The organism is Edaphobacter dinghuensis (genome assembly GCF_014640335.1).
GTDB classification, from domain to species: domain Bacteria; phylum Acidobacteriota; class Terriglobia; order Terriglobales; family Acidobacteriaceae; genus Edaphobacter; species Edaphobacter dinghuensis.
In genome coordinates this window covers 1-26,667 of the sequence record NZ_BMGT01000001.1, presented here as the reverse complement: position 1 = coordinate 26,667, position 26,667 = coordinate 1, and the positions used below count along the sequence as shown (strand labels likewise).

Genomic DNA, 26,667 nt, shown 5'->3' with positions numbered 1-26,667 from the left:
CTCTTTGATGCGTATCGGGTTTACAGGAATTGCTTTATGTCTTGCGATGGTAGTAGGCGCACGAGCCCAGCAAGTGCCAGGTGTGGTGATAGACCATCAGCCTGCCTCGACGAAGGAGTACGTCGGATCGCCTTCGATCGTGGTTGCTCCTAATGGGGATTATGTGGCGTCGCATGACTGCTTCGGGCCGGGATCAACGAGTACGAAGTCGGCAGTGACGAGGATCTTCGTCTCGCACGACCGTGGCGTCACATGGACGAAGGTGACGGAGGTCAACGATCAGTTCTGGTCAAACCTGTTTGTGCTGAGAAGACGCATCTACCTGATGGGCACTACTGCGGAGTATGGCCGCATCGTCATTCGTGACTCAGACGACAACGGTGCAACGTGGAGCGAGGCGCATTACCTGACAGAGGACGCCGGTTACCACACGGCACCTGTTCCTGTGGTGATTCACGACGGTAGAATTTATCGCGCGTTTGAACATCATCCGACAGGGCCGTGGGGCTCGTTTCAGGCATTCGTGATGTGGGCACCCGTGGACAGCGATATTACGAAAGAGGCTAACTGGAGCTTTTCGGATCGACTATCGTTTCCAGTAGGCGACAAGGGCGATACATGGCTGGAAGGTAACGCAGTGGTGGGTCCGAACGGATCAATCCTGGACATCCTTCGCGTCAACAATGCTTCACGTGTGGCGATCCTTAAACTTACGGATCGCACCCTTAAACTAGACCAATTTGTCGACTTTCCTGGAGGAGCGACGAAGTTTACGATCCGCTTCGATCCGATCTCAAAGCTTTACTGGACGCTGTCAAATCCGGCACTCCCGGGGGAGTCGCTGGCGGTGAGTTCGCCGGCAAGTGTGCGGAATACGTTGGCGCTGATGAGCTCACCTGATCTGACGCATTGGACTCCGCGTGAGATCGTTCTGCATTATCCCGAGTCGCGCTTTCATGCCTTCCAGTATGTCGACTGGCAGTTCGATGCGAGCGATATCATCGTTGCCTCGCGGACGGCGTTCGATGACGGCATTGGCGGAGCTCATAGCTTCCATGATGCGAATTACCTGACCTTCCATCGAATTAGAGGCTTCCGTAAATCGGGAAGGGTACAACTGACCGGAAAGCCTTTAGCAACGGCAGAAGTCATTCCGGCGCAGCAGATGGAAAAGTGGATGAAAGCCACAGCGACAGATGCGGCGAAGAGCGAAGCCGGAGTCTACGCACAGGCGATGGGAGAATATGGCAGTCATCGCACAATGATTACGACGCGGGTGAAGACGGGCGAAGCGGAAGAGCATCGCGACTGGTCGGATATCTTTGTCGCGGTGGCGGGCGAGGCGACGCTGGTGAGCGGAGGGCATTTGAAGAATCCGCGAACCATTGGCGCGGGAGAGCAGAGAGGCAGCGGCGTCGATGATGGAGTCTCCGAGCCGCTAAAGCCGGGAGCGGTGGCGCACATCGACCCCGGGATTCCGCACCAGTTGATTGTGCCTGAGGGAGGCTCGTTCACCTACTTTGTTGTTAAGATCAAGCGGGTCGCTATGCATTCGCTACGTTGAGGGGCGCAATGGATCGCCGGCGTGAGGGATGGATTTGAACAAGCAAGGAGGAGAAACCATCTGGCCAAGCAGGAGGCCAGTCAAAGGTCGCGGAGCTCCTTGAAAACGGAATTCGAATGAGAGGAAGCTCTTCTTGGACCTTCTTCAAAAAGCGCTTTTTGAATGCCTCCGTCGCCTCTGAAGCTCCTCAAAACCCTAAAAAACCAGTTATTGCTTCCGTGCATCGCTTATTGCTCTTGAAGGTGAAAGGGGATCAACCTGCTCGCATAGTTCTGCTCTTTGTATTGGGTGTTGCGGTTGACTCACGCACGATGAGGTGGGTGCCGAGGTTAAACGAACGTCCTCGCCCGGAAGGAAGTTGCGGTTGGAGAAGAGCTTCCACAGCCATGCGGCTCAACTCTTCGCGAGAGATGCTGACGGTTGTAAGCGGAGGATTCAGAAAGCGGCAGAAGTACGCATCGTCGAAGCCGACCACTGAGACGTCTTGGGGTATACGTAATTTACGGGCTTGCAATCCGCGATAGACGCCCATCGCAACTGTGTCCGTGACAGTGACAATTCCGGTGAAGCGAACGCGGCCAATGGCTGAGGCGATCGCGCGCTGGCCGGCATCGGCGCCGGGTCCTGAGATGTCGACCGTATTGGTGTTCAGCCCAAGCGAGTTATAAGCGCGTACGGCGGTTGCGAAGCCTTCATCACGCAGCTTGTGAGAGAGTAGGACCGTTCCGTTTTCCTTCTCGGAGTTGCGGACGAAGAGAAGATCGCGATGGCCTAACTTGATCAAATGTTCCACCGCAGCCTGCATACCACCTCGCGAATCGACGGATATGGTTGCGGAGTTCCTTATGGGTTTGTCGACATCGAGGAAAACGGAGGGGATTCCGCTCGCGAGGACGAGTTTGCGTGCATCTTGATCGTGCTCTGAAGTAATGACGGCGATACCGGCGATGCGTGCGCCCAGCAGGCGCTCTACTGCCGCTCGCTGGCGCTCTGGCGAAAAGTTTGTGGCCATCAACGAAATTTGATGATTGTGACGGCCAGCCTCTTCCTCCATTGCCTGGGCTGTCTCGGCAAAGAAAGGGTTCTGCAGGTTTGAAACGACAAGACCGATAACCTGCGTACTCTTCCGTGCGAGATTACTCGCATAAAGGTCGGGGTGGTATCCGAGACTCGCAATCGCTGTCCGGACTCGGTTTCGTGTAGCTGCGCTGATGCGTCCGTTTCCATTGAGGACGGCGGATACGGTGCCGAGTGACACGCTCGCCAGCGTTGCTACGTCCTGGATTTTTGGTCTCTTACGATGACTGGTTGCGCCTTTCGGCAAAGAGAGATTAGGCGTCTTGGCAGACTTCATTTTCATAGAATAGCGCTGCCTCAAAGAAGATGGTCTTGACAAAATATACCGGCTACATGATCGTATTGATGAAACGCTTCATCATATTTCCAAAACTTGAAGGGTGACCATAATGAATAGGGAAGAGCAACGTCGAGAACTGAATGCTCCCTTTTCCTTGACGAAGGAGCAGATTGATTTTTACAACGAGAATGGCTATATCAAGCTGAAGCATGTGTTCTCACCGGAGCTGCTGGAGAACTATCGTCGCATCATCACGGATCGTGTCGCCGAGTTGTCCGCCGACGCTGCTCCGCTGGAAAAGCGCACGACCTACGGCAAGGCTTTTCTTCAAATCATGAATCTCTGGACCCAGTCGGAAGGGGTAAAGGAGTTTGTTTTCGGCAAACGCCTGGCAAGCATCGCCGCAGTGTTGATGGGCGTAACAGGAGTACGCATCTATCATGACCAGGCCCTCTACAAAGAAGCAGGCGGAGGAATTACTCCGTGGCACGCCGATCAATATTACTGGCCTGTATCGAGTGACAAGATGGTGACAGCGTGGATACCGCTTCAGGAGACATCGCGCGAGATGGGGCCGCTGGCGTTTTGTGAGAAGAGCCATCGCTTTCAGATTGGCCGTGATCTTGAAATCAGCGACGAGAGTGAGATGACGCTGAAGCAGGCGCTTAGCACGTTCAACCTGGAAGAGGGAGTCTTCGATCTCGGGGAGGTAAGTTTTCATAGCGGATGGACATTTCATCGTGCAGGAGCGAATACGACTGATCGACCTCGCGAGGTGATGACCATCATCTATATGGATGAAGATATGCGGCTGGTTGCGCCAAAGAATAAGAACCAGATTGCCGATATCGAACGTTGGTGCCCAGGCGTGGCGGTAGGGGAAGTAGTTGCGTCGCCTCTGAACCCGATTATCTATTCAACCAAATCTGCGCTGGCCACCACAGGAAAGCCAGCTTGATCGCTGCTGCGTCCGATTGCTCCTGCCGAGGTGGCTTTCCGTCTGGCCATCCTGCATCATTCCATGATGGCCAGACTCCGAGGCACCGATCACTCTGCCTATGCTCTAGGTCATCTGTGTAAGGCGGTTACATCGGAAACTGCTGCGGCACGCAACGGTGAATGATGCTTGAGGTCTACTCGCAGGCGGCCACGCCAGCGAAGAGGAACGTGCAGTCAAAGGTAGCCGGGATACTGAAGGAGAGTGCGAAATGAAGGGCGTTCCCTTATTGGCCCCAAAATGGACCCTCGAGAATTTCGGCAAGCCTGTAAGTTGTTGAAATATTTGGTGGACCTGATCGGGATCGAACCGATGACCTCTTCCATGCCATGGAAAGCCTAAAAATGTAAGTTGTTGACGGAAAAGGCTTTAGAAGTTGGAAAAACCGGCAAAACCGGCCTTCTGGGCGGCCTTTGACACAAACTTTGACACAAACTTTTTGGGGCTGTGAGCCAGACTGTGGCGGGCTGGCTCACCCTAAGTTGACCGTGCGGTTCAGTGGCCGCTGCGCTTCCATTTGGAATCGCGCAACCATGAACGACAAGCGGCCCGATCGTACGGAATGTGACAAAACCTATGCTTGAGTTGAATAAAGCAGAGGTATTGTCACCGGTAGAGTAGGGCCAAGAAAACTCGCGCTCTCGACCGAAGTACGCACCTCTCTGGCATTGAGCCATCATGTCAATTTCATTCCATAGTGGAACTAAATTGACAGAACAGACTGATGCGCCGCATACTTGCCGTATGCCTTCAACGCGCATGGACGAACTCTATGCACTTGCAGAGATGCGAGACGGCCTTCTCACCTCGCAGGAGGCTCGTGCAGCCGGTATTGCTGATTCAGTCCTCGTGCGCCTCGCTCAGCGTGGCCGGTTGGAACGGGTGAGCAGAGGGGTATACCGCATCTCACACTACCCGGCAGATCGACTGGCCCAGTACAGGGAGGCGGTTCTGTGGGCGCAAGCGAGTGGCGGGCCTGCTTCAGTCCTCATATCTCACGAGACTGCATTGCTCTTGTACGGGATCTCAGATGTCAACCCCGCACGAATCCACATCACCGTACCCGTGACAGCAAGGCTCAGGCGCGAACGCCCGAAATGGATCACCATTCATCATGCGGGCATCACTCCTGGCGAGATCAATGAGTATGAAGGAATTCCGGTGACTTCAGTAGAGCGAACCATCGTGGATGTCCTTCAAAGCACCAAGCGCGTAGACGTGGCTCGCCAAGCAATAGCGGACGCGACAAAGAAGGGGCTACTGAAGCCGGCCGATGCCAAGGGCCTGAACACAATGGCAAACAAATGGGCACATGGCGTAACGAAACAAGCCAGCACAAGGAGTTCAAGTGCCTCCTAAGCGCGAAGCTCTTCCCAAAACGCTATCCCGAATCGCAAGGCAAGAGGGTCTCGATCAGGAACGCCTCCGCCGTTGGATTTCTTTTCTGGCTGTTTGCGGAGTATTGGAGTGCGCTGTCTCTGAAGGCATCCTGGACAATTACTACCTCAAAGGCGGGGTTGCGATGGAGCTTCGCTTTGCCGAGAGTGCGCGGGCGACCAAAGACCTTGATATAGGAATGGCTGGCGACAGCGCAGAACGGCTCACGCGTTTCCAAAACGCAGTATCCCTCGGCTTCGATGACTTTTCGTTTGAAGTAAAGGCGAAGCCCATCACGATGGAGAGAATTGATACGATTCGCCTTGAGCTTGCCGTGCGTTATCAAACCCGATCATGGCAGACGATTGATGTCGATTTGGGGCCAGCAGGGATAGGTGAAGTCGACCTTATAGATCCGCAAATCCCCGGACTTGCGGAGATGGGGCTGCGGACACCGACGCCGATTCGCTGCTTGAGCATTTTCGAACAGATTGCCCAGAAGCTTCACGCATGTACAGGACCGTATAAGAAGGGCCGCGCCAGAGACATTCTCGACATTCTTTTGATGGAGATGCTGGGGCAACTCGACTTGGCTGCGATCCGTAAGGCGGCAGAGCAGGTGTTTCAGCAACGCGCTACGCATTCTTTCCCACCGGCAATCGAAATCGCCCCGGAATGGAAGCCGGAGCTTGAGGCTCTCGCAGTAAATCTTGGTTATCCGACAACTTCAGCAACAGAAATTGAAGGAAAGTTCCGTGCGTTTGTTGCGTCTCTCGAAGCGCCGGGAAGCCCGCTATCACGGACAACAGACGCACTCTGAAGTTCCGGCCCAACCGCGGCTGCTCATCCTCTTTCATATAGCCCGCAAGGCTCTCTTATTCCTCTGGCAACTGGACATCGTTGAACCGATTGGCGAAATTCCGTTGGTCAACCATGACAAGTTCAGCTTGCAATTGCACCTCAACAAGCTGGCATTAACCAGATCAAAGGATCGTGTCTTGCAGATGCGTGCGTATATCCGGGACATCTTCACCGAGGCGGTCGACCAGGACTTCCTTGTGAAGGACCCTGCACGCAAGCTCAAGGTCCCCGCACAACTGCGAGCGACCGACACCACGACTCTGACATGGGACCAACTCAAGCTGGCTCTCTCGAAGTTGGATCTTCGAGACCGCATTCTGCTTGAGTTGGATATGACGAACGCTTTGCGCCCGAGCGAGCTTTTCGCTTTCCGGTGGAAGCGATTCGTCTATAAGGCTCTAACGCTCACCATCGCGGAAACGGTCTACAAAGGCAAAATCCGGGATTGGGGCAAGACCAAAAAGAGCCTTACCGTGATTCACATTCCGCAAAAGCTGGCAGACGACCTGAAGGCGTGGCGTCTTGAGTGTGAAGAGAAGGCCCGGCAGGCTTTTGCCAAAGGCAAAAGGGAGTCGGCTTCTGTGTCCGAGGATGATTTCATCTTCCAGAACGAAGATGGAGGCTTCATCGACACGGACAACTATCGTAAGCGCGTCCTCCACAAGCTCGCTCGCGAACTCCAGTTGCCCAAACTCACCTTCCAGGTCATCCGCAGAACGATAGCGACTCTTGCGCAGAAGAAGGGGACGGTAAAGGACGTTCAGGGGGTCATGCGGCACTCACGCACCGCGACCACCACGGATGTCTATATGCAGGAGATTCCCGAGAGTGTTCAATCGACCATCAACTCCATCAATTCGGAGTTGAGGAAGTCGGATGCACGGCCCCGAAAGACTCGGAAAGAATCCACTAAAGCCGGAGCAGTCGTCAGCAACCGGCGCAGTCCTTCTGCGCGCGTGACACAAAATGACACAAAGTCATGGAAGGGAGGGAGTGTTCCGCTTCCGGCATACGCTTGATTTTCAAGGGGTTATTTGGTGGACCTGATCGGGATCGAACCGATGACCTCTTCCATGCCATGGAAGCGCGCTCCCAGCTGCGCCACAGGCCCACTCTTTAGGAAGGACTCTCTTTATTTTGAAGGAGCCGGGGATATTCGTCAATGTTCCGGGAATGTTTCCGGGAACTTATCTCCTATCTCTTGGTGTCTAAACATATAGAGTGAGCGAGCACTCGGCCGCCGGCGGCGTTGTTGCTTGGGATTTGCTATTTGCCAGTTGTTTCACTCAAGTCGTAAGGTAAAGGACACCCGGTATGCAGGCGGGCATCGTAATGGGTCATTTAGCGAGCGTAATAGGCGTCAGCACCGAAGATGCTGCACTTGTAGCCGACCTCAAAGCCGGCTCCGAGGACGCGTTCGCCATCCTCATTGCCCAGTACCACCAGCCTCTCTACTCCCTCATCGCCCGCAGCATCAACGATCCAGCCGATGCCGCCGACATCACCCAGGAAGTCTTTATCAAGGTCTTCCGTAGCATTCGCAGCTTTAATGGCGACGCCAGTCTTCGCACCTGGCTCTACCGTATCGCTGTGCACGAAGCCTCTAATCAGCGCCGTTGGTGGTCTCGTCATAAGAAGCAGGAAGTCACCATCGATTCTCCCTTCGATCACGAAGAGGATGGAAACGGCGTCTGTCTCAGCGCCACCCTTGCCGACGACGGCAATTCACCCTTCGACAACGTGGCCCAAAGCGAGGTTCGCGAGCGCGTTGAAGCTGCCCTGCGGCAAATTCCCGAAACATTCCGCACTGTCGTTGTCCTTCGCGAGATCGAAGGTTTTGCCTACGAAGAGATCGCCGAAATTCTCGATGTCAACCTGGGCACGGTGAAGTCGCGGCTCACACGTGGACGCTCCGCCCTACGTGCTCTCATCCTCGCCGAACGAACCGTCCGGCAAAATAATTCCGCGTCCTCCTTTGCCATGCACTCATCCGAAGAGATGGTGACGCAATGACCACAAACTGCGACAGTATTCGGTCTTCGTTCTCGGTGTATCTCGACGGCGCAATCCCCGGCCACCAGATGCAGGAGATCGCTCGCCACCTGGAATCCTGCGACGATTGCAAGCGCGAGTTCGATGATCTGCGCGCCATGCAACAATCGCTCTCGATGCTTGGTCCGGCCAAAGCTCCCGCCGATCTCGGCATGAAGCTGCGCCTCGCCATCTCGCACGAGCGCGCAGCCATGAAATCAAGTTGGAAGGATAGCTTCAGCCTCAAGTGGGAGAACACGCTTCGGCCGTTGCTCGTACAGGCCTCTGCCGGATTTGCCGGATCGGTCGTGCTGGTCGGAGGCATTATGCTGCTGCTCGGCATGGTGGCCGCGCCCGAACCCGTCATGGCCAACGACGAGCCGCTCGGCGCTATTACAGTACCCCACTATCTTTACTCGGCAGTTAGCCCTCATGCCATCACTACCAACCACGATGTTCCTATCGTCGTTGAGGCTTATGTCAACGAGGAGGGCCGCGTCTATGACTACAACATCGTCTCCGGTCCGGTGGATGCAACGGTAAAGAACCAGGTTGTCGATCAACTCGTGATGAGCGTCTTCCAGCCGGCCAGCGTCTTTGGCTCCCCGGTTCGGGGTAGGGTCGTGCTTACCTTTGCCGGTGTCTCCGTCCGCGGCTAAGTCCAGCTTCAGCCTCACAATCAAGCCCACAGCCCGGTGCGAAGGTTGCAACCTGTATGTTGGCTCCCCTAAACTCCATGGGAGCGTCGAATCTATCGTGTCATCTTTAATCACACTGTCTTTTACCCCATCGTCGTCCTGCCATCAGCCGTTCACCGCGTGGCCGAAGCTGCTCCGAGCCGCTGCCATTCTCAGCATGGGCATTGTCCTAGTTGCTACAGCACCGGCGCAGTCCTCTTCCTCCTCTTCTTCGAGCAGTAGCAGCAATCCCGCACAGGAATCGACCAGCGCTCCCCCGCGCATCGCCCAGCCCGAAGCCGCCGGAGCTTCCGTCACGCTCGAGACCAGCGAACCGCTCTTCGACATCGCTGTCGGTCTCAACGTCTGCGGCTACGACGCCGATCTCGCCGGATCGAGTCCGGTTCGACTGGCGATCCGCAATGAGATCAACTCCGTTCTCACCACCTCAGCTGATGCTCGCAACAGCCGCGATGCTCTCTGCGCCTACGTTCGCAGCCATACCCTCGCCGACAGCCGTCTCAACCTTGCCCAGTACATCTCGCTCGCGCTCTACCTCTCTCAGCCGCCCGAGCTCTCGCCGACCGTCGACGAGACCCAGCTCCCTCCCGACTCCACCCAGGTCGTCAACATCCTTCCTCTTCTGCGCAAGTTCGCTACCGATATCAATCTCCACACCATCTGGATCGAGCACCGGCCCCAGTACGAAGCGCTCCTCAGGATCGTTCACGATCCGCTCACGCGCATGGTGCTTAATACCGATATCTACCTTCACGTCCCCGTCAGCAGCTACGACGGCCGCCGCTTCCTCGTGCTCCTGGAGCCGATGCTCGCTCCCTCAGCGACTAACGCACGCGTCTACGGCAGCGACTATATCGTCGTTGCTTCCCCGGCGGGTGATCCGCTCGGTGCCGTCCATATGGACGAGATTCGCCACACCTATCTCCACTACGAGATCGAGCCTCTGGTCTACTCCCGCGGAACCGCTATCAAGCGGCTGGTGCCTCTGCTTAAATCCGTGCAGGACGCTCCCCTCGACTTCGCCTATAAATCAGACATCTCTGCTCTGTTGACCGAGTGCCTCATCAAAGCGGTCGAGATTCACACCATGGACGTCGGTATCCCAAAGCCTCAAAAGCCGGAGGCGAACGCCAGCCGCGCCGCCTTCGGAAAGTACAGCGACGCCATGGGAGCTTACGAGCGTCACGCCGAGACCGTTCGCCAGCAGCACGTCGATCTCACCATGCGTCAGGGATGGGTCCTGACCGCTTATTTCTACGAGAAACTCGGCCAGATGGAACGAGATGGCGTCGGCTTGAAGGACGATATCGGCGAGATGGTCTACGGCATGGATGTCGACCGTGAGGCCCATCGCGACAAGCAGATCGAGTTTCTGGCTCAGGGAACAAGCGAGGTCGTCACCCGCGTGCCCCGCCAGCTCTCAGGGTTGGAGCTGGCCGAGATGAAGCTCCTCAAGGGCGACGTTGACGGTGCCTCTGCCATTGCAAAATCTGTCCTCGCCGACCCGCAGCGTGATCACGCTCAGGCGCACTATATCCTCGCCCGCGTCGATCTGATGCAGCGTCAGCCCGGAGCGGCCATCACCGACTTTCAGGAGACCCTGAAGTCGTCGAAGGATCCTCGTACCTTGGCCTGGTCTCACATCTATCTCGGGCGTCTCTACGATGTAATGCCCGACCGTGACAAGGCGTTGGCAGAGTATCAGGCCGCCCTCGCCGTACGCGACAGCCAGCCCGATACCAAGGCTGCCGCCGAAAGTGGTCTCAAGCAGCCATTTGCCGCTCCAGGCCAGCAACATCAGGCCGACTCCGACGAAGATGCTCCCATCGACCCCAGCGGAAAGGCCGAAAAGGACGCATACCGACCACCTCCGCCATCGAAATAGCAACAACCGCCAGGAAGGTAAAACGTCATTTTCGACAAAAGGCGCCGCTTTCGCCCCGTAGCGGGGAAACCCATGGAGTCCGGTCTTTTCCTTTCTTTTTCTCAAAATCTCTCGAAGTGAGAGCCAAAGCTGCGACCTTGGCCGTCTATCTAAAAGCTCCGGGAAAAGGGGCTTCAACCCCTGGGATACAGTAGAGTCAGGGGTTTGCACGGACGACATGACGACGCGCCGCAAAAAGACCGGTCGGCCACTCTCAAGTCAGGTGGTATCGACCCTGTTCGACCACCGCTTCCAGCAGCCCGATCTGTTGACCTGGGCGCTTACCCATCGTTCGCTCGCATACGAGACCAATCCTGAGACTTCGCCCGATCCCCGCTCCGACAACGAGCAGCTCGAGTTCTTGGGCGATGCCGTTCTCGGTCTTGCCGTGGCCGAATCTCTCTTCCGCCGTTTTCCCGGCTCCCGTGAAGGAGAACTCACCCGTCTCCGTGCCTCGCTCGTCAGCCGCCGCCATCTTGGCGAGGTGGCTACCCGCATCGCCCTCGGCGATCTCCTCCGCCTCGGCCGGGGCGAAGAGCAGAGCGGTGGCCGTCAGAAGCCCGCCCTCCTGGCCAATGCCATCGAAGCCGTCATCGCCGCGCTTTATCTCGACGGTGGCCTCGATGCTGCGCGCACCTTTATCGAAAAGCACATCATCGAACCCGCTCTCCCCGAGCTCAATCTCGCGCTCAAGGCCGGCGACACCTTCAGCGGAGCCATCGGCGACCATAAATCCGCGTTGCAGGAGTACCTGCAAGCCAGCGGAGCCGGCCAGCCCCAGTACGTCCTCACAGCCCAAAGCGGCCCCGACCACCAGAAACGCTTCCGTGTCGAAGTTCGCATCGAAGATGGTGAGGGCGCCTCCATCGCCCTCGCCGAATCAGAGGGTTCCACGAAAAAACAGGCCCAGCAAGAGGCCGCCCGCATCGCCATTGAACGCCTCCTCTCGGAAAAGCGCTCCATCAAGGACGATATCGTGAGGGGTTCCCGCAAGGATGGCTTCGAGGTATAGAAGTGACTCAGCCCGCCATCGACTCCAACCCGCCATCCCCTTCCGGCACTTCCATTCCCGGGGCCTCCACGCTGGTTCCGCATCACGCCCATCACAGTAAAGAGGGCATCCTGCTTGCCATCCAATCGCTGCTTGTCATCATGGTGACGGCGATCTTCATCATCACCTTCGTCATCCAGCCCTTCCGCATCCCCTCCGGCTCCATGGAGCCGACACTGCTCGTCGGAGACTTCCTCCTGGTTGACAAGCAGATCACCACGCCCGGAAGCTCCGGCTGGATCTTCCCCACACCGCGCATCCACCGTGGAGAGGTCGTCGTCTTCCACTATCCCGTGAACCCCACCATGCACTTGGTCAAGCGCGTCATCGGCCTCCCCGGCGACCGCATCAAGCTGCGCGACGGCCACGTCTACGTCGACGACGTTCTTCTCTCCGAGCCCTACGCGGTCTATCGGCCCAGCGCCCCCGACGTCTATCGCGACAACTTCCCCCGCCTGCAAAGCACCGACCCTGACGTCGACTCCCGCTGGTGGATCAGGATGCGCTCCCTGATCCATGACGGCGAGCTCACCATCCCTCCGGATAATTATTTCGTCCTTGGCGACAATCGCAACGACAGCGAGGACAGTCGTTACTGGGGCCTCGTCCCCCGCAACGCCATCGTCGGCGAGCCCTTGCTCATCTACTTTTCGCTGCAGCAGCCTTCGGCCAGTGAGGTCGCGATGGCCCGTTCCTCAAATGCTCTGGTATTGCATCGCCATCACACCGGCGCTGTAGACGCCCTGGCCGACTTCGCCCGATGGGACCGAACGCTTCAGGTCGTTAAGTAAGCCTCAGACACAACGCAAAATCGCCTGTCCTACCACTCCGGTCATCTGATCCTGTACCGCCAGTGTGGCCGTCAGAGCAGATCCACTCAGCGCTCTTAGAGAATCTCCAAAATCCCAGGCCAGATCCCGAGCCTTGCAGATATTCCAAAAGGCCAGCACCCTCCCGATCTTTCCTGTGTCTTCAGCTGCCAGACCCAGAATCCCCACCGCCAGCATCTGCAACGCGGCAGGCGTCACATCGTTCAGCAACCGATTCACCGCCTCATAGTCCATATGCTGCGGACTGTCCTCATCTGGTACCAGATTCATCTCGTGGTTAGTCTCGAGCAAAGCCAGCGCAAGGTCATGGTTGATATGTGCATTCATCCCCGCCAATGCAAACAGGATGCGGTCGATCCCTGTCTCGTACCGTGCCTCCATCAGCGCGCACCACGAGTTGGGCGTATCGCCCGATCCATCAAGAAACCCGGCCATTGCCCTGAAGTAAAACCCCGCAAAGACCACGTCCAGCCGCAACAGCCAGTCGGCGTCCTCCCATCCTTCGGGCGGAGGACTGAAGTCCACCTCCTTTGTCACCATCATGTAAAGCCGGTTGAACCACTTCAGGCCGTCTCCATCGGTCAGCAGATCGTCTATCTGCTGCATCACGTGCAACACGTCGCCGACAGTCTGCGGCGAGACTCCGTTCACAATCGCATATAAACTCTGGTCGGCAGCGGCAACACTCACACACCCCTCCTGATTCACGCCAGAAGTATAGCCATCGCAACAACGCAAAGGCTTGTCCCGGAAACATTCCACCTAAACCACCTGCCATCTCGACCAAAGCGAAAGTGGTGTGCAAGCGCAGTAGAGAGAACCCTGCATCTTGCTCTTATTTTCCAATGAGGCCACCTCCAGCATTCACCGCATCCCTTGGAACCGGGGAATCACTCGCGGTAGCATCTCATTAACATGCCGACTAACCGAACCAAAGCTCTCCTGGCCCTCTCGCTTGCCTGCATCGTCACTCTCTCCGCTTCAGCACAGATGCTCGCCCGCCCCGGCTGGGCTGGTTTTGGTGAAAAATCCGAGGCATGGTGGAAACATTCGATCATCTACGAGATCGACCCCCACAGCTTCTCCTCGACCGGGCTTCACGGCGTCGCCCAGCGTCTCGACTACATTCGCTCCCTCGGCGCCGATGCCATCCTGCTCACTCACATTGCACCCGACGCCACCCACCCCCAATCGCTCGATCCGGCACTCGGCACGCTCGACGACCTTGACGATCTCAGCCGTGAGGCAAGCAGCCGCAACATGCGCATCCTGCTCGACTTAGGTACGCCACCTGCAGGTACGGATCTCAACAGCCTCGCACGGCTTTGGCTCAACCGCGGGCTTGCCGGCTTCCGCATTGCTGACCCGCAACAGGCAGACCAGCTCCGCAAGATCACCGGCTCCTACATCGGCGAGCGCATCGTCATCGGCGACCTCTATCCCTCCAATAGCCACCAGCAGCCGCAGCTCCTGCTCAACCCCAGCCTTACCAAGCTCACTCAGTTCAACGCCGCGACCCTCCGCCCTGCGGTCGAAGCCTTTCTGTCCAACTCCAATGCTCTTTTGCTCGCCACCGATGGCCCCGAGATCACTCGCAGCGCGACCCGCTTCGGCGATCCCCAGCACGCTCTCGATCAAGGTAAGGTCCTCGCCGCTCTTCTGCTCGCCAACCGCGCCTCTTCCCTGATCTACTTCGGCCAGGAGATCGGTCTCGCCGGACCCACCATGCAGTGGGGAACTCCTATCCCGCCAGCCTCCGATCGTACCCGGCGACCCGTCCATCCTGCCGTGGTCAACGATCCAGTCAGCGTGGCAGCGCAGGATTCCAACCCGGCGTCGCTCCTGAGCTGGTACCGCCAGCTCGCCGCTCTTCACCACAGCAACCAGACGCTTAACTCCGCGCCTGCCATCATCTTCGACCACGATGCCCAAAACGTTCTCGCCTGGGTGCACAAGCCGTCCGATGCGTCGCTCAAGAATCCGGCGGTCGTTGTGGTCTGCAATCTCTCAGCGCAACCGGCACATGTCTCTCTTAAAGACGATATGCAGAAGCTCCACCTCAAGGGCAACTTCCTGCGCACCCTGCTTCGTTCCGACAACGGTATGGGCCCTATGAGTCTGGATTCGATGACGATTCCGCCCTACACCGTCTATATCGGGCAGCTTCGTTATTAATGGTGTCGCTTTAAAAGGGGTACCCTTAAGGCTACCGCTCCCGCCACTCAAAAGAGACAACCGGGGAGCGCTCTGCTACTGTCAATTCTGGGAGTTAGATGTCTGGAGAACAACAACTTTTTCCGAGTTCTGAACCGCCAGTAAATTCCACGGTAGAGACCAGCGGGCAGGCAGGCAGAAGATCTGCGCCGATCTGGCTGCAGCGTTTATCGCTCTTTGTGCTGGTGCTGTTCTGCGTATACCTCGGTGTGCTCGTCATGCTGCTGCCGTGGTGGACACGGATCTGGGACCATAACCTGTTCATTCAGGCTCATCCTCCACTTTCCGCCATCCTGCACAACGGAGCTGTTCGTGGCGTCATCTCCGGCATTGGCCTGCTCGATATCTGGATCGGCATCTCCGAGGCAGTTCACTACCGCGACTATCGCGGATAAAGGAAAATAGCAAAGGCCTGGCAAAATAAACCCATGGAAACTCCGAAAGAACTGGAACAAGCCCCGCTCGCCTACGAAAACAGCGACTTTCTGAACTCGCCCGACGGCCGCATGCTGCGTATCATCGCCGAATACCAGGAACCCATGGCCCGCTTCCGCCGCGAGCGCATCCAGGACACCGTCGTCTTCTTCGGCTCTGCCCGCTTCCGTGCCCTCGATGTTGCCAGCTCCGCATTGGAGCTGCTCGAGAACACCGGCTCCGCCCAGCCCGCACCAGAACATGAACAGCCTGCCAGCCCCGAGGAGATCGAAAGCGGAGAGGCCAGCGCTCTGAAGCTTCGTCTCGCCGAAGCAGCCGTGGAGATGGCCGCCTACTACGAAGATGCCCGCAAGCTGGCAAACCTGGTTGCAAGCTGGGCGCAGACTCTGCCCGGCCCCCGCCACCGCTTTGTCGTGACCTCAGGCGGAGGCCCCGGAATTATGGAAGCAGCTAACCGTGGAGCCTACGAGGCCGGCTGCAAGACCATCGGACTGAACATCAAGCTTCCCTTCGAGCAGCATCCAAACCCCTACATTACCCCGGCGCTCAACTTCGACTTCCACTACTTCTTCATGCGCAAGTACTGGTTTGCCTACTTGGCCAAGGCCCTGGTGGTCTTCCCCGGCGGCTTCGGCACCCTCGACGAGATGTTCGAGCTGCTGACGCTGGCGCAGACCAAAAAGCTGGCCAAAAAGATCACCGTCGTCGTCTACGGCTCAAAGTACTGGAAGAGTGTTATCAGCCTCGAGACGCTTGCCGAAAAGGGAGCCATCGCAGTCTCTGATCTCGACCTGTTTCAGTTTGCGGACACGCCGGAGGAGGCCTTTGCTATCCTCAAGCAAGGCCTGACGGAAAATCACCTTGAATCGGCTTACGAGCGGGAACAGAGGCTGCGCGAACATGAGCGCGTCCCCAGCGAACCCGCGCCGAACGCGCAGGAGATGCTCGGCCCTGACATTACCAAGACAAGGTAAAGTCGGTAACCTCTCTAGTTACTGAATTTACAAAAATTGAAGCTCCATTCTCGGTGCAGTCATGGCTGCGTCACACAGCATCCCTATCCTTGCTGGCAAGAAGCTGAAACAGGAGGGGAGCCATGAGCCAGTCGAGTATCTCGTACCTTTGGCGGGAACCGGAAGCGGCAAAAAGTTTCACGACAGGCGTGTCTCTGCACAGCCACACCAATCAGTCGCAGGAGACGCTGGACTTCATCGCCGAGCTCTCGAAGAACTGGGGCATCCTTCAACCGCTGATGCGCTGGTGCGAAGACCGCTGCCAGCGCCTTGCAGGGATCCGGCCTGACTACGCCCACAGCTATTGGACGCCGCCGCTGACGCCCAGCCTTGCCTTTGACCTCGAGCGCAGCCAGATCGAAGACCGCCTGCAGATGCCGGGGCTGGTCTCGCTCACCGACCACGACGACATTCAGGCGCCCATGCTGCTAAGGTCTGTGCCCTCATCGCGTCACATCCCCGTCTCTGTGGAATGGACGGTGCCCTTTGGCCAGACGGCGTTTCATCTTGGCATCCATAACCTGCCCAGCGCCACGGCAGCGAAGTGGATGGAGCGATTAAAGGCATTTACCGCCATTCCCGTCGAGACGCGCCAGCCCAATCTGTTGAAAGAGACCCTGGCCGAGCTCGACGAGCTTCCGGGCGTGCTGATCGTCTTCAACCATCCCATCTGGGACCTCTATCGCATCGGTAACGAGCGGCATAACGTTCTGGTCAACGAGTTTCTCGCCGTCAATGGGCAGTATGTTCATGCACTCGAGCTAAACGGCCTTCGCGACTGGAAGGAGAACCGGCAGGTATCGGATCTGGCCAGAAAGTGGAACCAACTCGTCATCAGCGGCGGCGACCGGCACGGTATCGAGCCCAACGCCAACATCAACCTGACCCGTGCTGGCAGCTTTACCGAGTTTGTTCATGAGGTGCGGCGCGAGCGGCAGAGCCATGTGCTCTTCATGCCGCAGTATGCGGAGCCATGGAAGCACAGAATCCTGCAATCGACGCTCGATGCCATTCGCGACTACCCGCACTTTCCCGAAGGCTCTCGCCGCTGGGACCAGCGCGTGTATCACCCCGACAGCCGGGGCGTCATGCGGCCGCTCTCCGAGCTGTGGACGACGGGACACGCTCCTCTGTATCTCCGCAGCGTGCTGAGTGCGGTGCGGCTCATGGGACAGGCTCCGCTCTCCGGCGGCCTGCGAATCGCCTGGAACGATGCGGGAGAGATGCGCGCTGCTCTGGCGAAGCTCGACGCCTGAGCATAGTCTGAGGAGCGATGCGTGTGCCGCGTGTTGCCTACTTTCCCGATTCGTTTCACGAGGTCAACGGAGTTGCGCATACCAGCCGCAACTTCGTGGCGTTTGCGGAACGACAGAACCTGCCCTTCCTCTGCGTGCGTGCAGGCGACAGAGGCCAGGCCCTCGAGCAGGCAGGAGAGCTGCGAACGCTTGAGCTGGGCCGGGGCTGGGCCTCCGTCGGCATCGAGAAGGACCTTGCGTTCGATGCGCTGTTCTGGCGTCATGCGGGGGTGATCCGCCGCGAATTGGAGCGCTTTCGGCCCGATGTAATTCACATCACCGGGCCGAGCGAACTGGGAATGCTGGGCGCCTACTTTGCGTGGAAGCTCAATATTCCCCTGGCTGCGTCGTGGCATACAAACGTCCATGAGTATGCCGGGCGGCGCATGAACTGGCTGACGCAGTATCTCTCCGAGAAGCAGGGGCTCGCGACAGAGCGAAGCATCGAGGCTGGGGCGCTTCGAGCGACATCGCGGTTCTACCGTCTGGCAAAGATACTGTTTGCTCCTAACGAAGAGCTTTGCAGGCTGCTCGAAGACGCAACCGGCAGGCCATGCCGCCTGATGCAGAGGGGCGTCGATACAAGTCTGTTCTCGCCGTCGCGAAGGAGCCGCAAAGACAACGATGGCAGCTTCGTCCTCGGCTACGTCGGGCGGCTTTCCATCGAGAAGAATGTAGCTCTGCTGATCCGCATCGAACGCGAGTTGAGCGCTATGGGGCTGACCGATGTTCGCTTCATGATCGTGGGGCATGGCAGCGAAGAAGCATCGTTGCGGGCATCGTTGACGCAGGCCGACTTTGCCGGTGTGCTGCGCGGCACGGAGCTGGCGCAAGCCTATGCCGACATGGACCTGTTGGTCTTTCCTTCACACACCGATACCTTTGGCAACGTCGTGCTGGAGGCTCTGGCCAGCGGCGTGCCCGCGATCGTAACCGGAGACGGAGGTCCGAAGTTCATCGTAAGTGAAGGGAAGACAGGATTTATTGTCGCTGATGAAGCCTTTGCCTCCACCATCGCAAGGCTGATGCAGGATTGCCCCCTATTGCAGGACATGCGTTGCAACGCTCGCGCATACGCCCTCAGATGTAGCTGGGACGCGGTCTTCGAGAGAGTGTACGCAGGCTATCTGACAGCGTTGCAGCCTGGAAAGTTTATTGCACCGAATATGGTTCAAGCAGAGCGAACAGGGTGACCTCTTCGTCAAAACCTCGTCATCTCGACCGGAGCGCAGCGTAGTGGAGAGATCCCTGTATTTCGCCTTTGCTCCCGCCGCCCGGCATGCCGTTGAGGACGCCCGCATATTCAATGCGAAAATAGAAGTTGATGCTCCAACTTTCCGCTGCCGGTAAACGATTCGGCCCCAAACTACTCTTTGAAGACGCCAACTGGCTGATTACGCCGGACGAGCGCACTGGCCTGGTGGGCGGCAACGGCACCGGCAAATCGACGTTGTTGAAGATTCTGGCCGGTGTCGAATCGCTGGACTACGGCGCGCTCACCCGCGTCAAAGGCATGACCCTCGGCTATCTGCCGCAGGATGGGCTCGCCCTGCGCGGCAAGACCGTCTTTGCCGAATGCCTCTCCGTCTTCGATCATCTCCACGCGCTGGAGGCAGAATCGACGGCGTTGACGCACACGCTCTCCGAGGCTGATCCCAAGTCGAAGGAGTACGCCGTCGCCGCCGAGCGCTACTCCGACATCGCCGACCAGTTGCATGTACACGATATTTACACGCTCGACGCGCAGGTAGGCGCGGTGCTGGGCGGCCTCGGCTTCAGCAAAGAAGATTGGGAGCGCAACACCGAGGAGTTTTCAGGCGGCTGGCAGATGCGCATCGCGCTGGCTAAGCTGTTGTTGCAGAAGCCTTCGCTTCTGCTGTTGGATGAGCCGACCAACCATCTGGACCTCGAATCGCGCAACTGGCTCGAGAATTATCTGCATGACTATCCGAATGCATTCATTCTGATCTCGCACGACCGCTACTTTCTCGACGTCACCGTCAACAAGACGGTCGAGATCTGGAACAAGCGGATGCAGACCTACCACGGCAACTATGAGAAGTATCTGACCCAGAAGGAAGAACGCCGTACTCAATTGATGTCCGCGTACAAGAACCAGCGCGACCGCATCGAAGCGCTGGAGGCGTTCATCAATCGGTTCCGTTATCAGGCGACCAAGGCCAAGCAGGTACAGTCGCGCATCAAGGAACTGGAGAAGATCGAGCGGATCGAGGTGCCGGAAGAAGAGGCGACGATTCACTTTACAATTCCGCAGCCTCCCGCCTCAGGCCGAACGGTGATCGAAGTCTCGCACCTGACCAAGAACTACGAGCCGAAGCATGTGCTGGAAGATGTGAGCTTTACCATCGACCGTGGCGACCGCATCGCGCTGGTCGGCGCGAATGGTGCAGGGAAGTCAACGCTGATTCGAATGCTGGCTGGACTCGAGCCGCCCACCAGCGGCGAGATCAAGCTGGGCCATAATGTGCTGGCTGACTATTTCGCGCAGGACCAGTACAAGGTGCTTGACCCCAAGGCAAAGATGCTCGACGACATCGCCGGTATTGCGCCCAAGGTTCCCGTAGTGGAGCTGCGCAGTCTGCTGGGATGTTTCATGTTCTCGGGCGAGGACGTCTTCAAACCGCTGGGGGTGCTCTCGGGCGGCGAGCGAAATCGTTATGCGATGGCCAAGATGCTGGTCTCGCCGGCGAACATGCTGCTCCTCGACGAGCCGACCAACCACCTCGACCTGCGCGCGAAGGACGTTCTGCTGGACGCGATTCGCAACTTCACCGGCACGGTCCTCTTCGTCTCGCATGACCGCTACTTCATCGACGGTCTGGCAACGCGAGTGTTCGAGGTTGAGGACAAGCGCGTGCACATCTATCCGGGCAACTACGAGGACTACCTCTGGCGCAAGCAGGGAGGCCCCGAGAAGGTGATCGCCTCGATCACAAAGGAGCCGGAACCGATAGCTGTAGTTGAGGCACCGAAGGCAGTGGAGGCTCCGCAGGCTGCGGTGAAGCGGCTGAACCCGATCAAGTTGCGGCAGTTGGAAGACAAGCTGAAATTTGCCGAGGAAGAGATTCCGCGTCTCGAAGGCGCGATTGCAGCGGCCGAGGAGAAGATGGGCGTCTTTACCTCGGCTGAGGAGTCGCAGCGTACCGCGGCTGAACTCGAAGAGCTTCGCAGCGAGCGGGCAAAGCGTCTGGCAGAGTGGGAGGAGCTAGCGCTTCTGCTCGAAGAGCAAAGCCTGGCGTAGCGCTGACCCAGCACCACTACCTGGAACCACATCATCTCGACCGGGGCGGAGAGACCCCTGTATTTCGTTTTGCGTTCTGGCTTACCGGCCTTCGGTGAGCCGCGCGGCCAACCGCTCGGGTAGTCCAGCCATCAAGATGCGACCTTGCGAAGCGGTAATGTCGTAGGGAACCCGGTGGAAGATAATAATCTCCGCTTCGGAATCGTAGATGGCGAAGGCGGCACGCCAGTCGCAGTCGCGGGGCTGGCCCACGGAGCCGGGATTGATCAGATGACGAGTGCCCGGAGGAATGGGCATAGTCCACGAGGATGCCTCGTTGATACGCGGAAGCTGCGGGCGTAGCTCGTGCCAGTCATGTCCCTTCTGTGAGAAGCCACCTTGAATGTGAGTGTGACCGAAGAAAGTGATGCTGGTGCCCATCTGCTGCAGCGGAGCCCAGGCGTCGCGCATGTTCAAAATATACTGGTCTTCGTTGAGCGGGGAGCCGTGAGCACAGGTGACTTCAGCTTGTTCGGGCTTCAGCGGTCCCTGTGGTAAATCTTTGAGCCAGCTCAGGTTGGCTGGGGTTAGTTGGTTATGGGTCCAATGGGCAGCGGCGCGGGCGACCGGGTTGAAGCCAAGGGCAGAGGTCAGGCCGCAACAGACACGATCGTGGTTGCCGCGTACCGTAAGCTGCGACTTCGGTCTAATCAAATCAATAACTTGATTTGGGCTTGCCCCATAACCGACGACATCTCCCAGGTTCCAGAGGGCGTCAAAGTCAGATGCTGCATCGAGGACGGCATTCAGGGCTTCGAGATTCGCGTGGATATCGGAGAGTATAAGTGCGCGCATTTACCGGAGTTGACCAGCTTTGTAGTTTAGCGCATTCTCGTCGGTCGATTGAGACTGTTTTGTAAATTGTTCATTCTAATTATCTTATGGGAGTAGCTAACGGAAGGTTCCTGTCCGTGTGCATGGTGGGCGCCGCGGTAATTAAGTTGCGCGTATAGGGGTGTTGCGGGTGGCGAAAGAGAGTCCCGGTGGGGGCCTCCTCGACGATCTGTCCATGCTGCATGACGGCTACGCGATCGGCTATCTCGGAGACGACTGCCAGATCGTGAGAGATGAAGAGCATGGAGAGCTGGTGCGTCTGGCGCAACTCTTTGAGCAGGTGGAGGATCTGTGCTTGAACTGTAACGTCGAGTGCCGTCGTGGGCTCGTCGGCGATCAGCAGCCGTGGCCGGTTGATGAGGGCCATGGCAATTAGGATGCGCTGGCGCTGCCCCCCTGAGAACTGGTGAGGATAGTCGCGCAGACGGCCCTCAGGATCGGGTAGGCCGACCTCGCGCATCGCATCGATAACTTTCTGACGGACGGAGCTGGTAGAGATCTCCGGGTGGTGCGCCTCGAGGGCTTCGGCGATCTGTGCGCCGATGCGCATGGACGGGTTCAGCGCGGTCATGGGCTCCTGAAAGATCATGGCGATACTGCTGCCGCGATGACGCCGCATGGAGTTCTCCGGGAGGTCCAGCAGCGATTCACCCGCAAACGTAATGCTCCCGGTGGCTCGCGCAGATGGAGCAAGAAGCCGAAGGATAGCCAACGAGGTGGCAGACTTTCCCGAGCCTGATTCGCCGACCAGGCCGAGGGTTTCACCGGGATTGATATGAAAGGAGATCTCCCGCACGGCAGTGTGTTTGCCAAAGGCGATGCTGAGGTTGCGAACGTCGAGCAGTGGCGCGGAGGACATTGATTGTATGGTAGCTAGATTGACGTGGTTAAATGTGTCCATCCCACGTTTTTTGTGTGGAGCTGATGGGTTGGAAGACGGGCTTTTTTGACTGGGGCTGGGTGCTAGTGGGGGACTTTGAGTTATGGGTGAACGTCTAACGAGGCGAATGAAGGTTATGAAGAGTCGGTGGCTTGGCGCGATGTTGAGCAGCGTGATTGCGGCGGCCCCATCTGCGTGGGGGCAGATGCACAAGGTCGCCAAGCCGCAGCAGGTGGTGCGGGCAGTGGGGGTCTATGAGTGGACGGGAGACATGGCCAAACCTACGGCCAGTCGGCTGATCCCAGTATCGCTCTTCATCAATGGAAGCCTGCAGGATGCCTCGGTGTACATGTCGCAGCCGGTGCCATTCGCGCTCGAGACCGGCAACGTGTACGAGCTGGAAAAGGCCGGAATCAGCGATGGCCAGATAGACCTCGAGTTTGCAAGAAAGCTACAGACGGCGGATGGGGACGGCGGTGGCTGGTTCGGATATGGAAGCTTTAAGCCGCTGGCTCCGATAAAGAAAGCTCCGGCGTTGCGCGCCTCGAAGACGCTGCCCGTGATCGTCAGCTCGAAGGACGATTCACGGCCGCACTTTGGCAAAGCGGACGGATCGGCTGCTCCGTCCAGCGGAACAAAAGATAGCGGCACGAAAGACAGCAGTGCAAGCACAAAGGAAGACTCCGGTAGTTCGACTGCAGACGACTCCGACCGACCAACGATGATACGGCGCAAGCCCGATGCCGACAGCAGTGCAACTACGACTACTGCTACAACAACAAGTACAACGAGCGCCAGCGAGAACAATCCTGAGGACGATCCGGATCGCCCAACCCTGAAGCGGCGCACGCCAGCCGAAGCGAAGAAGGCCAGGGACGAGGCGGAGAGCTCGGGGACGGGTGCGGTCGAGTCATTGAATAACGATCCGGATCGCCCCAACCTGCACTATGGGCGGCCTGCGGGCTCGCTGACCGAGACTGAGCTGCCCAAGCTGGTGGGGATGCCGGCGAACCTGCACCAGATGGTTGCGGTGTCGGATGCGGTGGACCGCGATCCGCATGATTTTTCGCGGCCGTGGGCGGACGGCGCAGAACGGGCAGCGGTGCTCGCCAAGATGGAGGCGATGGCGCAGGCGAAGCTGGCGCAGTATGGCGGAACGCCTGCGCCTGCTGCTGTTCCGGCGGCTACACCGAAGAAGACGCCGGTGCATGGCAAGGTTCGTCACAAGGCTGCTACAGCAGCTGCTGCAACGCCTGTGGTGACTTTGCTCGACGAGCAGTTGAAGGGCTACACGTTGAGCTACGGCGGGGCAGCGACATATATCTTCATGGCGCATACAGCGGGTACAGGAGCGGCGCTGCGATATGTAACCGTGGTGGCGCAGGCCGACGATCTGGGCGAGTTGAAGCCCGCGTTGCAGACGGTAACCGATGCCGCGCATCTGGACCGCACCCCCGAGATGGAGTTTGTCGATGTCGTCGATGCCGATGCCAGCAACAGGGCGAGCCTGTTGTTCGAGCTGAAGGCACAGAGTTCGCGGCAGTTCGTTTTGTATCGGGTAATCGCCTCCGAGGCGCAGCTGATCTTCGCAGGTGGATCGATCCAGTAGGTTCCGCATTAGGCTTTCGTTGAAAACCATCGATGATCAGGAACGAGGAGAGCTGATGGGAAAGATTGCTTTGTTTGGAGCGGCAGGCGCTATCGGGAAGAGCATCGCCGATGCGCTTCGTGCAAAGGGCGAATCGTACCGTGTCGTTGGCCGCAGCCGTGAGCGGCTGGTCGAGGCGTTTGGCTCCGATCCGAAAGCGGAGATCGTAACCTGGGACCCGGCAGATGCGGCTTCCGTGCGAGCGGCAGCGCGAGGCATGGATACGCTGATCTATCTGGTGGGAGTGCCGTATAACCACTTTGAGCTGCATCCCGTGACGATGCGGCAGACGCTGGACGGCGCAATTGCAGAGGGTGTAAAGCGTATCGTGCTGATCGGCACAGTGTATCCGTATGGTGTGCCGGTAACGGAGAAGGTGAACGAGGAACATCCCAGAAATCCGCCAACTTACAAAGGCAAGATGCGCAAAGAGCAGGAAGACCTGCTGCTGGCGGCTCATGCTTCGGGAAAGATACAAGCCACCGTGCTGCGGCTGCCGGACTTTTACGGGCCGGGTGTAGAGAGCAGCTTTCTCGATGGCATGTTCAAAGCCGTGGCAAACGGAAAGACAGCAGACATGGTGGGGCCAATCGACACTCCGCATGAGTTCGTGTTCGTGCCCGATGTGGGAGCAGTCGTGCTGGCGCTGGCAGACAAGCCGGAGGCCTATGGGCGATGGTGGAATCTTGCTGGAGCAGGTGTGACCACGCAACGAAAGATGGCGGAGCAGGCGTTCGCTCTGGTGGGACGCAAGCCGAAGATTCGCGTAATAGGGAAGCTGGGACTGCGGTTGATCGGGTTGTTTCAACCCATCATGAAGGAGCTGGTGGAGATGCACTATCTGCAGACGACGCCGGTATTGATGGATGATAGCGCGCTGATCGGGCTATTAGGAGACGTGCATAAGACTCCGTACGCTGAGGGCGTGCGGCTTAGTGTTGAAAGCTATCAGGCCGCCAGCGCAAAGGAATAGGCGCTACTGACCTAGTTGCGCATGCGGCCAGTCGCCGGTCCAATCGATGGTCGAAAGCTGCATCGAGGGCTTGCCGGTCTTGGCATCGTAGGCGTGGAAGACGATCAGGTCATCGCCTTTCGGGTCCATCAAGATGCTTTCGCCACCGGGGCCGAACCAACGAGCGTTGGCGGTTAGCAGCTCGGTGCCGCCGCCTTCTGTCAACGGTTTGCCGGTCTTATCGACGTAAGGCCCGGTGACAGATTTTGCACGGCCCACCATGGTTTTGTAGGTGCTCTTGGTGCCACGGCAACAGAGGTCCCACGAGGTAAAGAGATAGTAGTAGTGGTTGTGGTGGACGATGAAGGGCGCCTCGACGGCCTCCCAGTCAGGAGGAAGGTTCGGTGGCGCGGGGGCTGCATCGGCAGGTTTGGCGCGGCGTGCGAGGGAGTAGAGACGCGTGTCGGCTGTAGAGAGCTTGCCCGTCTTGTCGTCGAGGCGGCGCATCTTGATCCCGTCCCAGAAGCTGCCGAACGCAAGCCAATCGTGGCCGTGCTCGTCGCGTACGAAGTTAGGGTCGATGGCGTTAAAGTTGTCATCGGCCTTTGATTCGAGGACAAGACCGTGATCGACCCAACGATAGTTGGGGCTTGCGAAGTCGAGCGTCTTGTTGGTGGCGAGCGCGATGCCCGAGGTATTTTTGCCGAAGAGCGAGTAGGCGTAGTAGAGGCGGTACTCGCCGTTGACGTATGAGATATCGGGTGCCCACAACTCTTTGGTGTCGGGGCTGCGCTGCTGAATCCATGCAGGAATTACATCGAAGACCTGGCCGCACGCCTTCCACTGATGCAGATCTGTCGAGCAGCGCACCTCGAACTGTCCGCCGCCGGGAGCTTTGCCCGTGGCGAAGACGTACCATGTGCTGCCCTCTTTGATGATGGAGGGATCGTGTGTGCCGGGTGCGTCGCCAGTGAGGGTAAGCGCCTTTTGCGCGGAGGCCACGACAGAGACCGCAAGGAGCAATCCTGCTGCGAGTAAGTGCGACCAGTTGTGTCTTCTACTCTTCGGCATTGGGATTGCTCCTTGTGGTCGTGTTTTTACAGGTGCCGGTGTGTCGGCCACTTGAGGTATTTGGTGGCGGCTTCGTGGATGGGGCTGGCGACGGAGGCGAAGTTGGCGGCGACGTGGTGTTCGAAGCCGTTTTCGCAGATGAAGCGGAGCAGTTGCTGCATGTTGGGGATCTCGACGACGCCTGCGCCGCCGAAGGTGTTGAGCGGGTCGTCAGTGAAGTTGCCCTCGCCGACGTAGCCGCGGATGGTACCCTCGAAGTCGTCGGTGGTGAAGCGCGCGAAGCTCATCGCGCCCGCCTTGACCGTGCCGTCGAGCGTGCCGAAGGTGTTCTCCT

23 protein-coding genes, 1 tRNA gene and 1 pseudogene are annotated in these 26,667 nt (G+C 58.1%); 18 read left to right on the top strand and 7 right to left on the bottom strand.

Annotated features, from left to right (window positions below):
* Positions 1 to 7: 7 nt before the first annotated feature.
* Positions 8 to 1,564, top strand: a complete 1,557-nt coding sequence (locus IEW09_RS00125; RefSeq protein ID WP_188552159.1) for a sialidase family protein — start codon at positions 8 to 10, stop codon at positions 1,562 to 1,564.
* A 253-nt stretch (positions 1,565 to 1,817) separates the two neighbouring features.
* On the opposite strand, the gene IEW09_RS00120 is transcribed toward IEW09_RS00125, so the two are convergent.
* A complete protein-coding gene (locus IEW09_RS00120; protein ID WP_188552158.1) occupies positions 1,818 to 2,918 on the bottom strand; it encodes a LacI family DNA-binding transcriptional regulator in 1,101 nt (366 codons plus the stop codon).
* A 157-nt stretch (positions 2,919 to 3,075) separates the two neighbouring features.
* Here IEW09_RS00120 and IEW09_RS00115 point away from each other — a divergent pair, with 157 nt between their 5' ends.
* The 4 genes from IEW09_RS00115 to IEW09_RS00100 all read left to right on the top strand — a co-directional run bounded on the left by IEW09_RS00115 (position 3,076) and on the right by IEW09_RS00100 (position 7,175).
* Positions 3,076 to 3,879, top strand: coding sequence for a phytanoyl-CoA dioxygenase family protein (locus IEW09_RS00115; RefSeq protein ID WP_229738962.1), 804 nt, complete (start codon positions 3,076 to 3,078; stop codon positions 3,877 to 3,879).
* Positions 3,880 to 4,662: 783 nt separating this feature from the next.
* Positions 4,663 to 5,277 (top strand): type IV toxin-antitoxin system AbiEi family antitoxin domain-containing protein, encoded by a 615-nt coding sequence (locus IEW09_RS00110; protein ID WP_188552157.1) that lies wholly within the window; start codon positions 4,663 to 4,665, stop codon positions 5,275 to 5,277.
* On the top strand, positions 5,267 to 6,115 hold the full coding sequence (locus tag IEW09_RS00105; protein WP_188552156.1) for a nucleotidyl transferase AbiEii/AbiGii toxin family protein: 849 nt from the start codon (positions 5,267 to 5,269) through the stop codon (positions 6,113 to 6,115). The genes IEW09_RS00110 and IEW09_RS00105 overlap by 11 nt, the downstream gene beginning before the upstream one ends.
* Positions 6,051 to 7,175, top strand: a complete 1,125-nt coding sequence (locus IEW09_RS00100) for a site-specific integrase (RefSeq protein WP_229738961.1) — start codon at positions 6,051 to 6,053, stop codon at positions 7,173 to 7,175. The genes IEW09_RS00105 and IEW09_RS00100 overlap by 65 nt, the downstream gene beginning before the upstream one ends.
* A 16-nt stretch (positions 7,176 to 7,191) precedes the next feature.
* On the opposite strand, the gene IEW09_RS00095 is transcribed toward IEW09_RS00100, so the two are convergent.
* Positions 7,192 to 7,267: transfer RNA gene (locus tag IEW09_RS00095), tRNA-Ala, on the bottom strand.
* A 221-nt stretch (positions 7,268 to 7,488) separates the two neighbouring features.
* On the opposite strand from IEW09_RS00095, the gene IEW09_RS00090 reads away from it, so the two are divergent.
* From IEW09_RS00090 to lepB, 5 genes are all read left to right on the top strand, one after another.
* Positions 7,489 to 8,169 carry a sigma-70 family RNA polymerase sigma factor gene (locus IEW09_RS00090; RefSeq protein WP_229738960.1) on the top strand — a complete coding sequence of 227 codons (681 nt, stop codon included), beginning with the start codon at positions 7,489 to 7,491 and terminating at the stop codon, positions 8,167 to 8,169.
* Positions 8,166 to 8,846 (top strand): anti-sigma factor family protein, encoded by a 681-nt coding sequence (locus IEW09_RS00085; protein ID WP_188552154.1) that lies wholly within the window; start codon positions 8,166 to 8,168, stop codon positions 8,844 to 8,846. Before IEW09_RS00090 ends, IEW09_RS00085 begins: the two co-directional genes overlap by 4 nt.
* Positions 8,847 to 8,943: 97 nt before the next feature.
* Positions 8,944 to 10,770, top strand: coding sequence for a tetratricopeptide repeat protein (locus IEW09_RS00080; protein WP_229738959.1), 1,827 nt, complete (start codon positions 8,944 to 8,946; stop codon positions 10,768 to 10,770).
* 217 nt (positions 10,771 to 10,987) lie between these two features.
* The gene (gene rnc / locus IEW09_RS00075) at positions 10,988 to 11,821 is read left to right on the top strand and encodes a ribonuclease III (protein WP_188552153.1); all 834 of its coding nucleotides are present in this window, start codon (positions 10,988 to 10,990) and stop codon (positions 11,819 to 11,821) included.
* 2 nt (positions 11,822 to 11,823) lie between these two features.
* Complete coding sequence (gene lepB, locus IEW09_RS00070; protein ID WP_229738958.1) at positions 11,824 to 12,651, top strand: signal peptidase I; 828 nt, start codon at positions 11,824 to 11,826, stop codon at positions 12,649 to 12,651.
* A gap of 3 nt (positions 12,652 to 12,654) precedes the next feature.
* Here lepB and IEW09_RS00065 read toward each other — a convergent pair whose 3' ends face one another.
* The gene (locus IEW09_RS00065) at positions 12,655 to 13,380 is read right to left on the bottom strand and encodes a DUF5995 family protein (RefSeq protein ID WP_188552152.1); all 726 of its coding nucleotides are present in this window, start codon (positions 13,378 to 13,380) and stop codon (positions 12,655 to 12,657) included.
* A gap of 225 nt (positions 13,381 to 13,605) precedes the next feature.
* On the opposite strand from IEW09_RS00065, the gene IEW09_RS00060 reads away from it, so the two are divergent.
* The 6 genes from IEW09_RS00060 to abc-f all read left to right on the top strand — a co-directional run bounded on the left by IEW09_RS00060 (position 13,606) and on the right by abc-f (position 20,909).
* Positions 13,606 to 14,865, top strand: a complete 1,260-nt coding sequence (locus tag IEW09_RS00060) for an alpha-amylase family glycosyl hydrolase (RefSeq protein ID WP_188552151.1) — start codon at positions 13,606 to 13,608, stop codon at positions 14,863 to 14,865.
* A 98-nt stretch (positions 14,866 to 14,963) separates the two neighbouring features.
* Entirely contained in the window at positions 14,964 to 15,299 is a 336-nt protein-coding gene (locus IEW09_RS00055; RefSeq protein WP_188552150.1) for a hypothetical protein, read from the top strand.
* A 33-nt stretch (positions 15,300 to 15,332) separates the two neighbouring features.
* Positions 15,333 to 16,313, top strand: coding sequence for an LOG family protein (locus IEW09_RS00050; protein WP_188552149.1), 981 nt, complete (start codon positions 15,333 to 15,335; stop codon positions 16,311 to 16,313).
* A 122-nt stretch (positions 16,314 to 16,435) separates the two neighbouring features.
* The gene (locus tag IEW09_RS00045) at positions 16,436 to 17,608 is read left to right on the top strand and encodes a PHP domain-containing protein (RefSeq protein ID WP_188552148.1); all 1,173 of its coding nucleotides are present in this window, start codon (positions 16,436 to 16,438) and stop codon (positions 17,606 to 17,608) included.
* Positions 17,609 to 17,625: 17 nt separating this feature from the next.
* Positions 17,626 to 18,840 carry a glycosyltransferase gene (locus tag IEW09_RS00040; protein ID WP_188552147.1) on the top strand — a complete coding sequence of 405 codons (1,215 nt, stop codon included), beginning with the start codon at positions 17,626 to 17,628 and terminating at the stop codon, positions 18,838 to 18,840.
* Positions 18,841 to 18,971: 131 nt separating this feature from the next.
* Positions 18,972 to 20,909, top strand: coding sequence for a ribosomal protection-like ABC-F family protein (abc-f, locus tag IEW09_RS00035; protein WP_188552146.1), 1,938 nt, complete (start codon positions 18,972 to 18,974; stop codon positions 20,907 to 20,909).
* Between the two features lie 81 nt (positions 20,910 to 20,990).
* Here the strand turns inward: abc-f and IEW09_RS00030 are convergent, their stop codons facing one another.
* Together IEW09_RS00030 and IEW09_RS00025 are read right to left on the bottom strand one after the other, a co-directional pair.
* Positions 20,991 to 21,743 carry a metallophosphoesterase family protein gene (locus IEW09_RS00030; protein WP_188552145.1) on the bottom strand — a complete coding sequence of 251 codons (753 nt, stop codon included), beginning with the start codon at positions 21,741 to 21,743 and terminating at the stop codon, positions 20,991 to 20,993.
* 79 nt (positions 21,744 to 21,822) lie between these two features.
* A complete protein-coding gene (locus IEW09_RS00025) occupies positions 21,823 to 22,641 on the bottom strand; it encodes an ATP-binding cassette domain-containing protein (RefSeq protein WP_188552144.1) in 819 nt (272 codons plus the stop codon).
* 157 nt (positions 22,642 to 22,798) lie between these two features.
* Here IEW09_RS00025 and IEW09_RS00020 point away from each other — a divergent pair, with 157 nt between their 5' ends.
* Together IEW09_RS00020 and IEW09_RS00015 are read left to right on the top strand one after the other, a co-directional pair.
* The gene (locus IEW09_RS00020) at positions 22,799 to 24,271 is read left to right on the top strand and encodes a hypothetical protein (protein ID WP_188552143.1); all 1,473 of its coding nucleotides are present in this window, start codon (positions 22,799 to 22,801) and stop codon (positions 24,269 to 24,271) included.
* Positions 24,272 to 24,326: 55 nt separating this feature from the next.
* Entirely contained in the window at positions 24,327 to 25,283 is a 957-nt protein-coding gene (locus IEW09_RS00015) for an NAD-dependent epimerase/dehydratase family protein (RefSeq protein WP_188552142.1), read from the top strand.
* Positions 25,284 to 25,286: 3 nt separating this feature from the next.
* Here the strand turns inward: IEW09_RS00015 and IEW09_RS00010 are convergent, their stop codons facing one another.
* The gene (locus IEW09_RS00010) at positions 25,287 to 26,333 is read right to left on the bottom strand and encodes an arabinan endo-1,5-alpha-L-arabinosidase (protein ID WP_188552141.1); all 1,047 of its coding nucleotides are present in this window, start codon (positions 26,331 to 26,333) and stop codon (positions 25,287 to 25,289) included.
* 26 nt (positions 26,334 to 26,359) lie between these two features.
* A pseudogene (locus IEW09_RS00005) lies at positions 26,360 to 26,667 on the bottom strand (fucose isomerase); the annotation flags it as partial.

Bases quoted from the DNA above. Each gene is read 5' to 3' on its own strand.
- IEW09_RS00125 (WP_188552159.1), top strand. From the start codon at position 8: ATGCGTATCGGGTTTACAGGAATTGCTTTATGTCTTGCGATGGTAGTA.
- IEW09_RS00120 (WP_188552158.1), bottom strand. From the start codon at position 2,918: ATGAAGTCTGCCAAGACGCCTAATCTCTCTTTGCCGAAAGGCGCAACC.
- IEW09_RS00110 (WP_188552157.1), top strand. From the start codon at position 4,663: ATGCCTTCAACGCGCATGGACGAACTCTATGCACTTGCAGAGATGCGA.
- IEW09_RS00090 (WP_229738960.1), top strand. From the start codon at position 7,489: ATGGGTCATTTAGCGAGCGTAATAGGCGTCAGCACCGAAGATGCTGCA.
- IEW09_RS00085 (WP_188552154.1), top strand. From the start codon at position 8,166: ATGACCACAAACTGCGACAGTATTCGGTCTTCGTTCTCGGTGTATCTC.
- rnc (WP_188552153.1), top strand. From the start codon at position 10,988: ATGACGACGCGCCGCAAAAAGACCGGTCGGCCACTCTCAAGTCAGGTG.
- IEW09_RS00060 (WP_188552151.1), top strand. From the start codon at position 13,606: ATGCCGACTAACCGAACCAAAGCTCTCCTGGCCCTCTCGCTTGCCTGC.
- IEW09_RS00055 (WP_188552150.1), top strand. From the start codon at position 14,964: ATGTCTGGAGAACAACAACTTTTTCCGAGTTCTGAACCGCCAGTAAAT.
- IEW09_RS00050 (WP_188552149.1), top strand. From the start codon at position 15,333: ATGGAAACTCCGAAAGAACTGGAACAAGCCCCGCTCGCCTACGAAAAC.
- IEW09_RS00045 (WP_188552148.1), top strand. From the start codon at position 16,436: ATGAGCCAGTCGAGTATCTCGTACCTTTGGCGGGAACCGGAAGCGGCA.
- IEW09_RS00040 (WP_188552147.1), top strand. From the start codon at position 17,626: ATGCGTGTGCCGCGTGTTGCCTACTTTCCCGATTCGTTTCACGAGGTC.
- abc-f (WP_188552146.1), top strand. From the start codon at position 18,972: ATGCTCCAACTTTCCGCTGCCGGTAAACGATTCGGCCCCAAACTACTC.
- IEW09_RS00030 (WP_188552145.1), bottom strand. From the start codon at position 21,743: ATGCGCGCACTTATACTCTCCGATATCCACGCGAATCTCGAAGCCCTG.
- IEW09_RS00025 (WP_188552144.1), bottom strand. From the start codon at position 22,641: ATGTCCTCCGCGCCACTGCTCGACGTTCGCAACCTCAGCATCGCCTTT.
- IEW09_RS00020 (WP_188552143.1), top strand. From the start codon at position 22,799: ATGAAGAGTCGGTGGCTTGGCGCGATGTTGAGCAGCGTGATTGCGGCG.
- IEW09_RS00015 (WP_188552142.1), top strand. From the start codon at position 24,327: ATGGGAAAGATTGCTTTGTTTGGAGCGGCAGGCGCTATCGGGAAGAGC.
- IEW09_RS00010 (WP_188552141.1), bottom strand. From the start codon at position 26,333: ATGCCGAAGAGTAGAAGACACAACTGGTCGCACTTACTCGCAGCAGGA.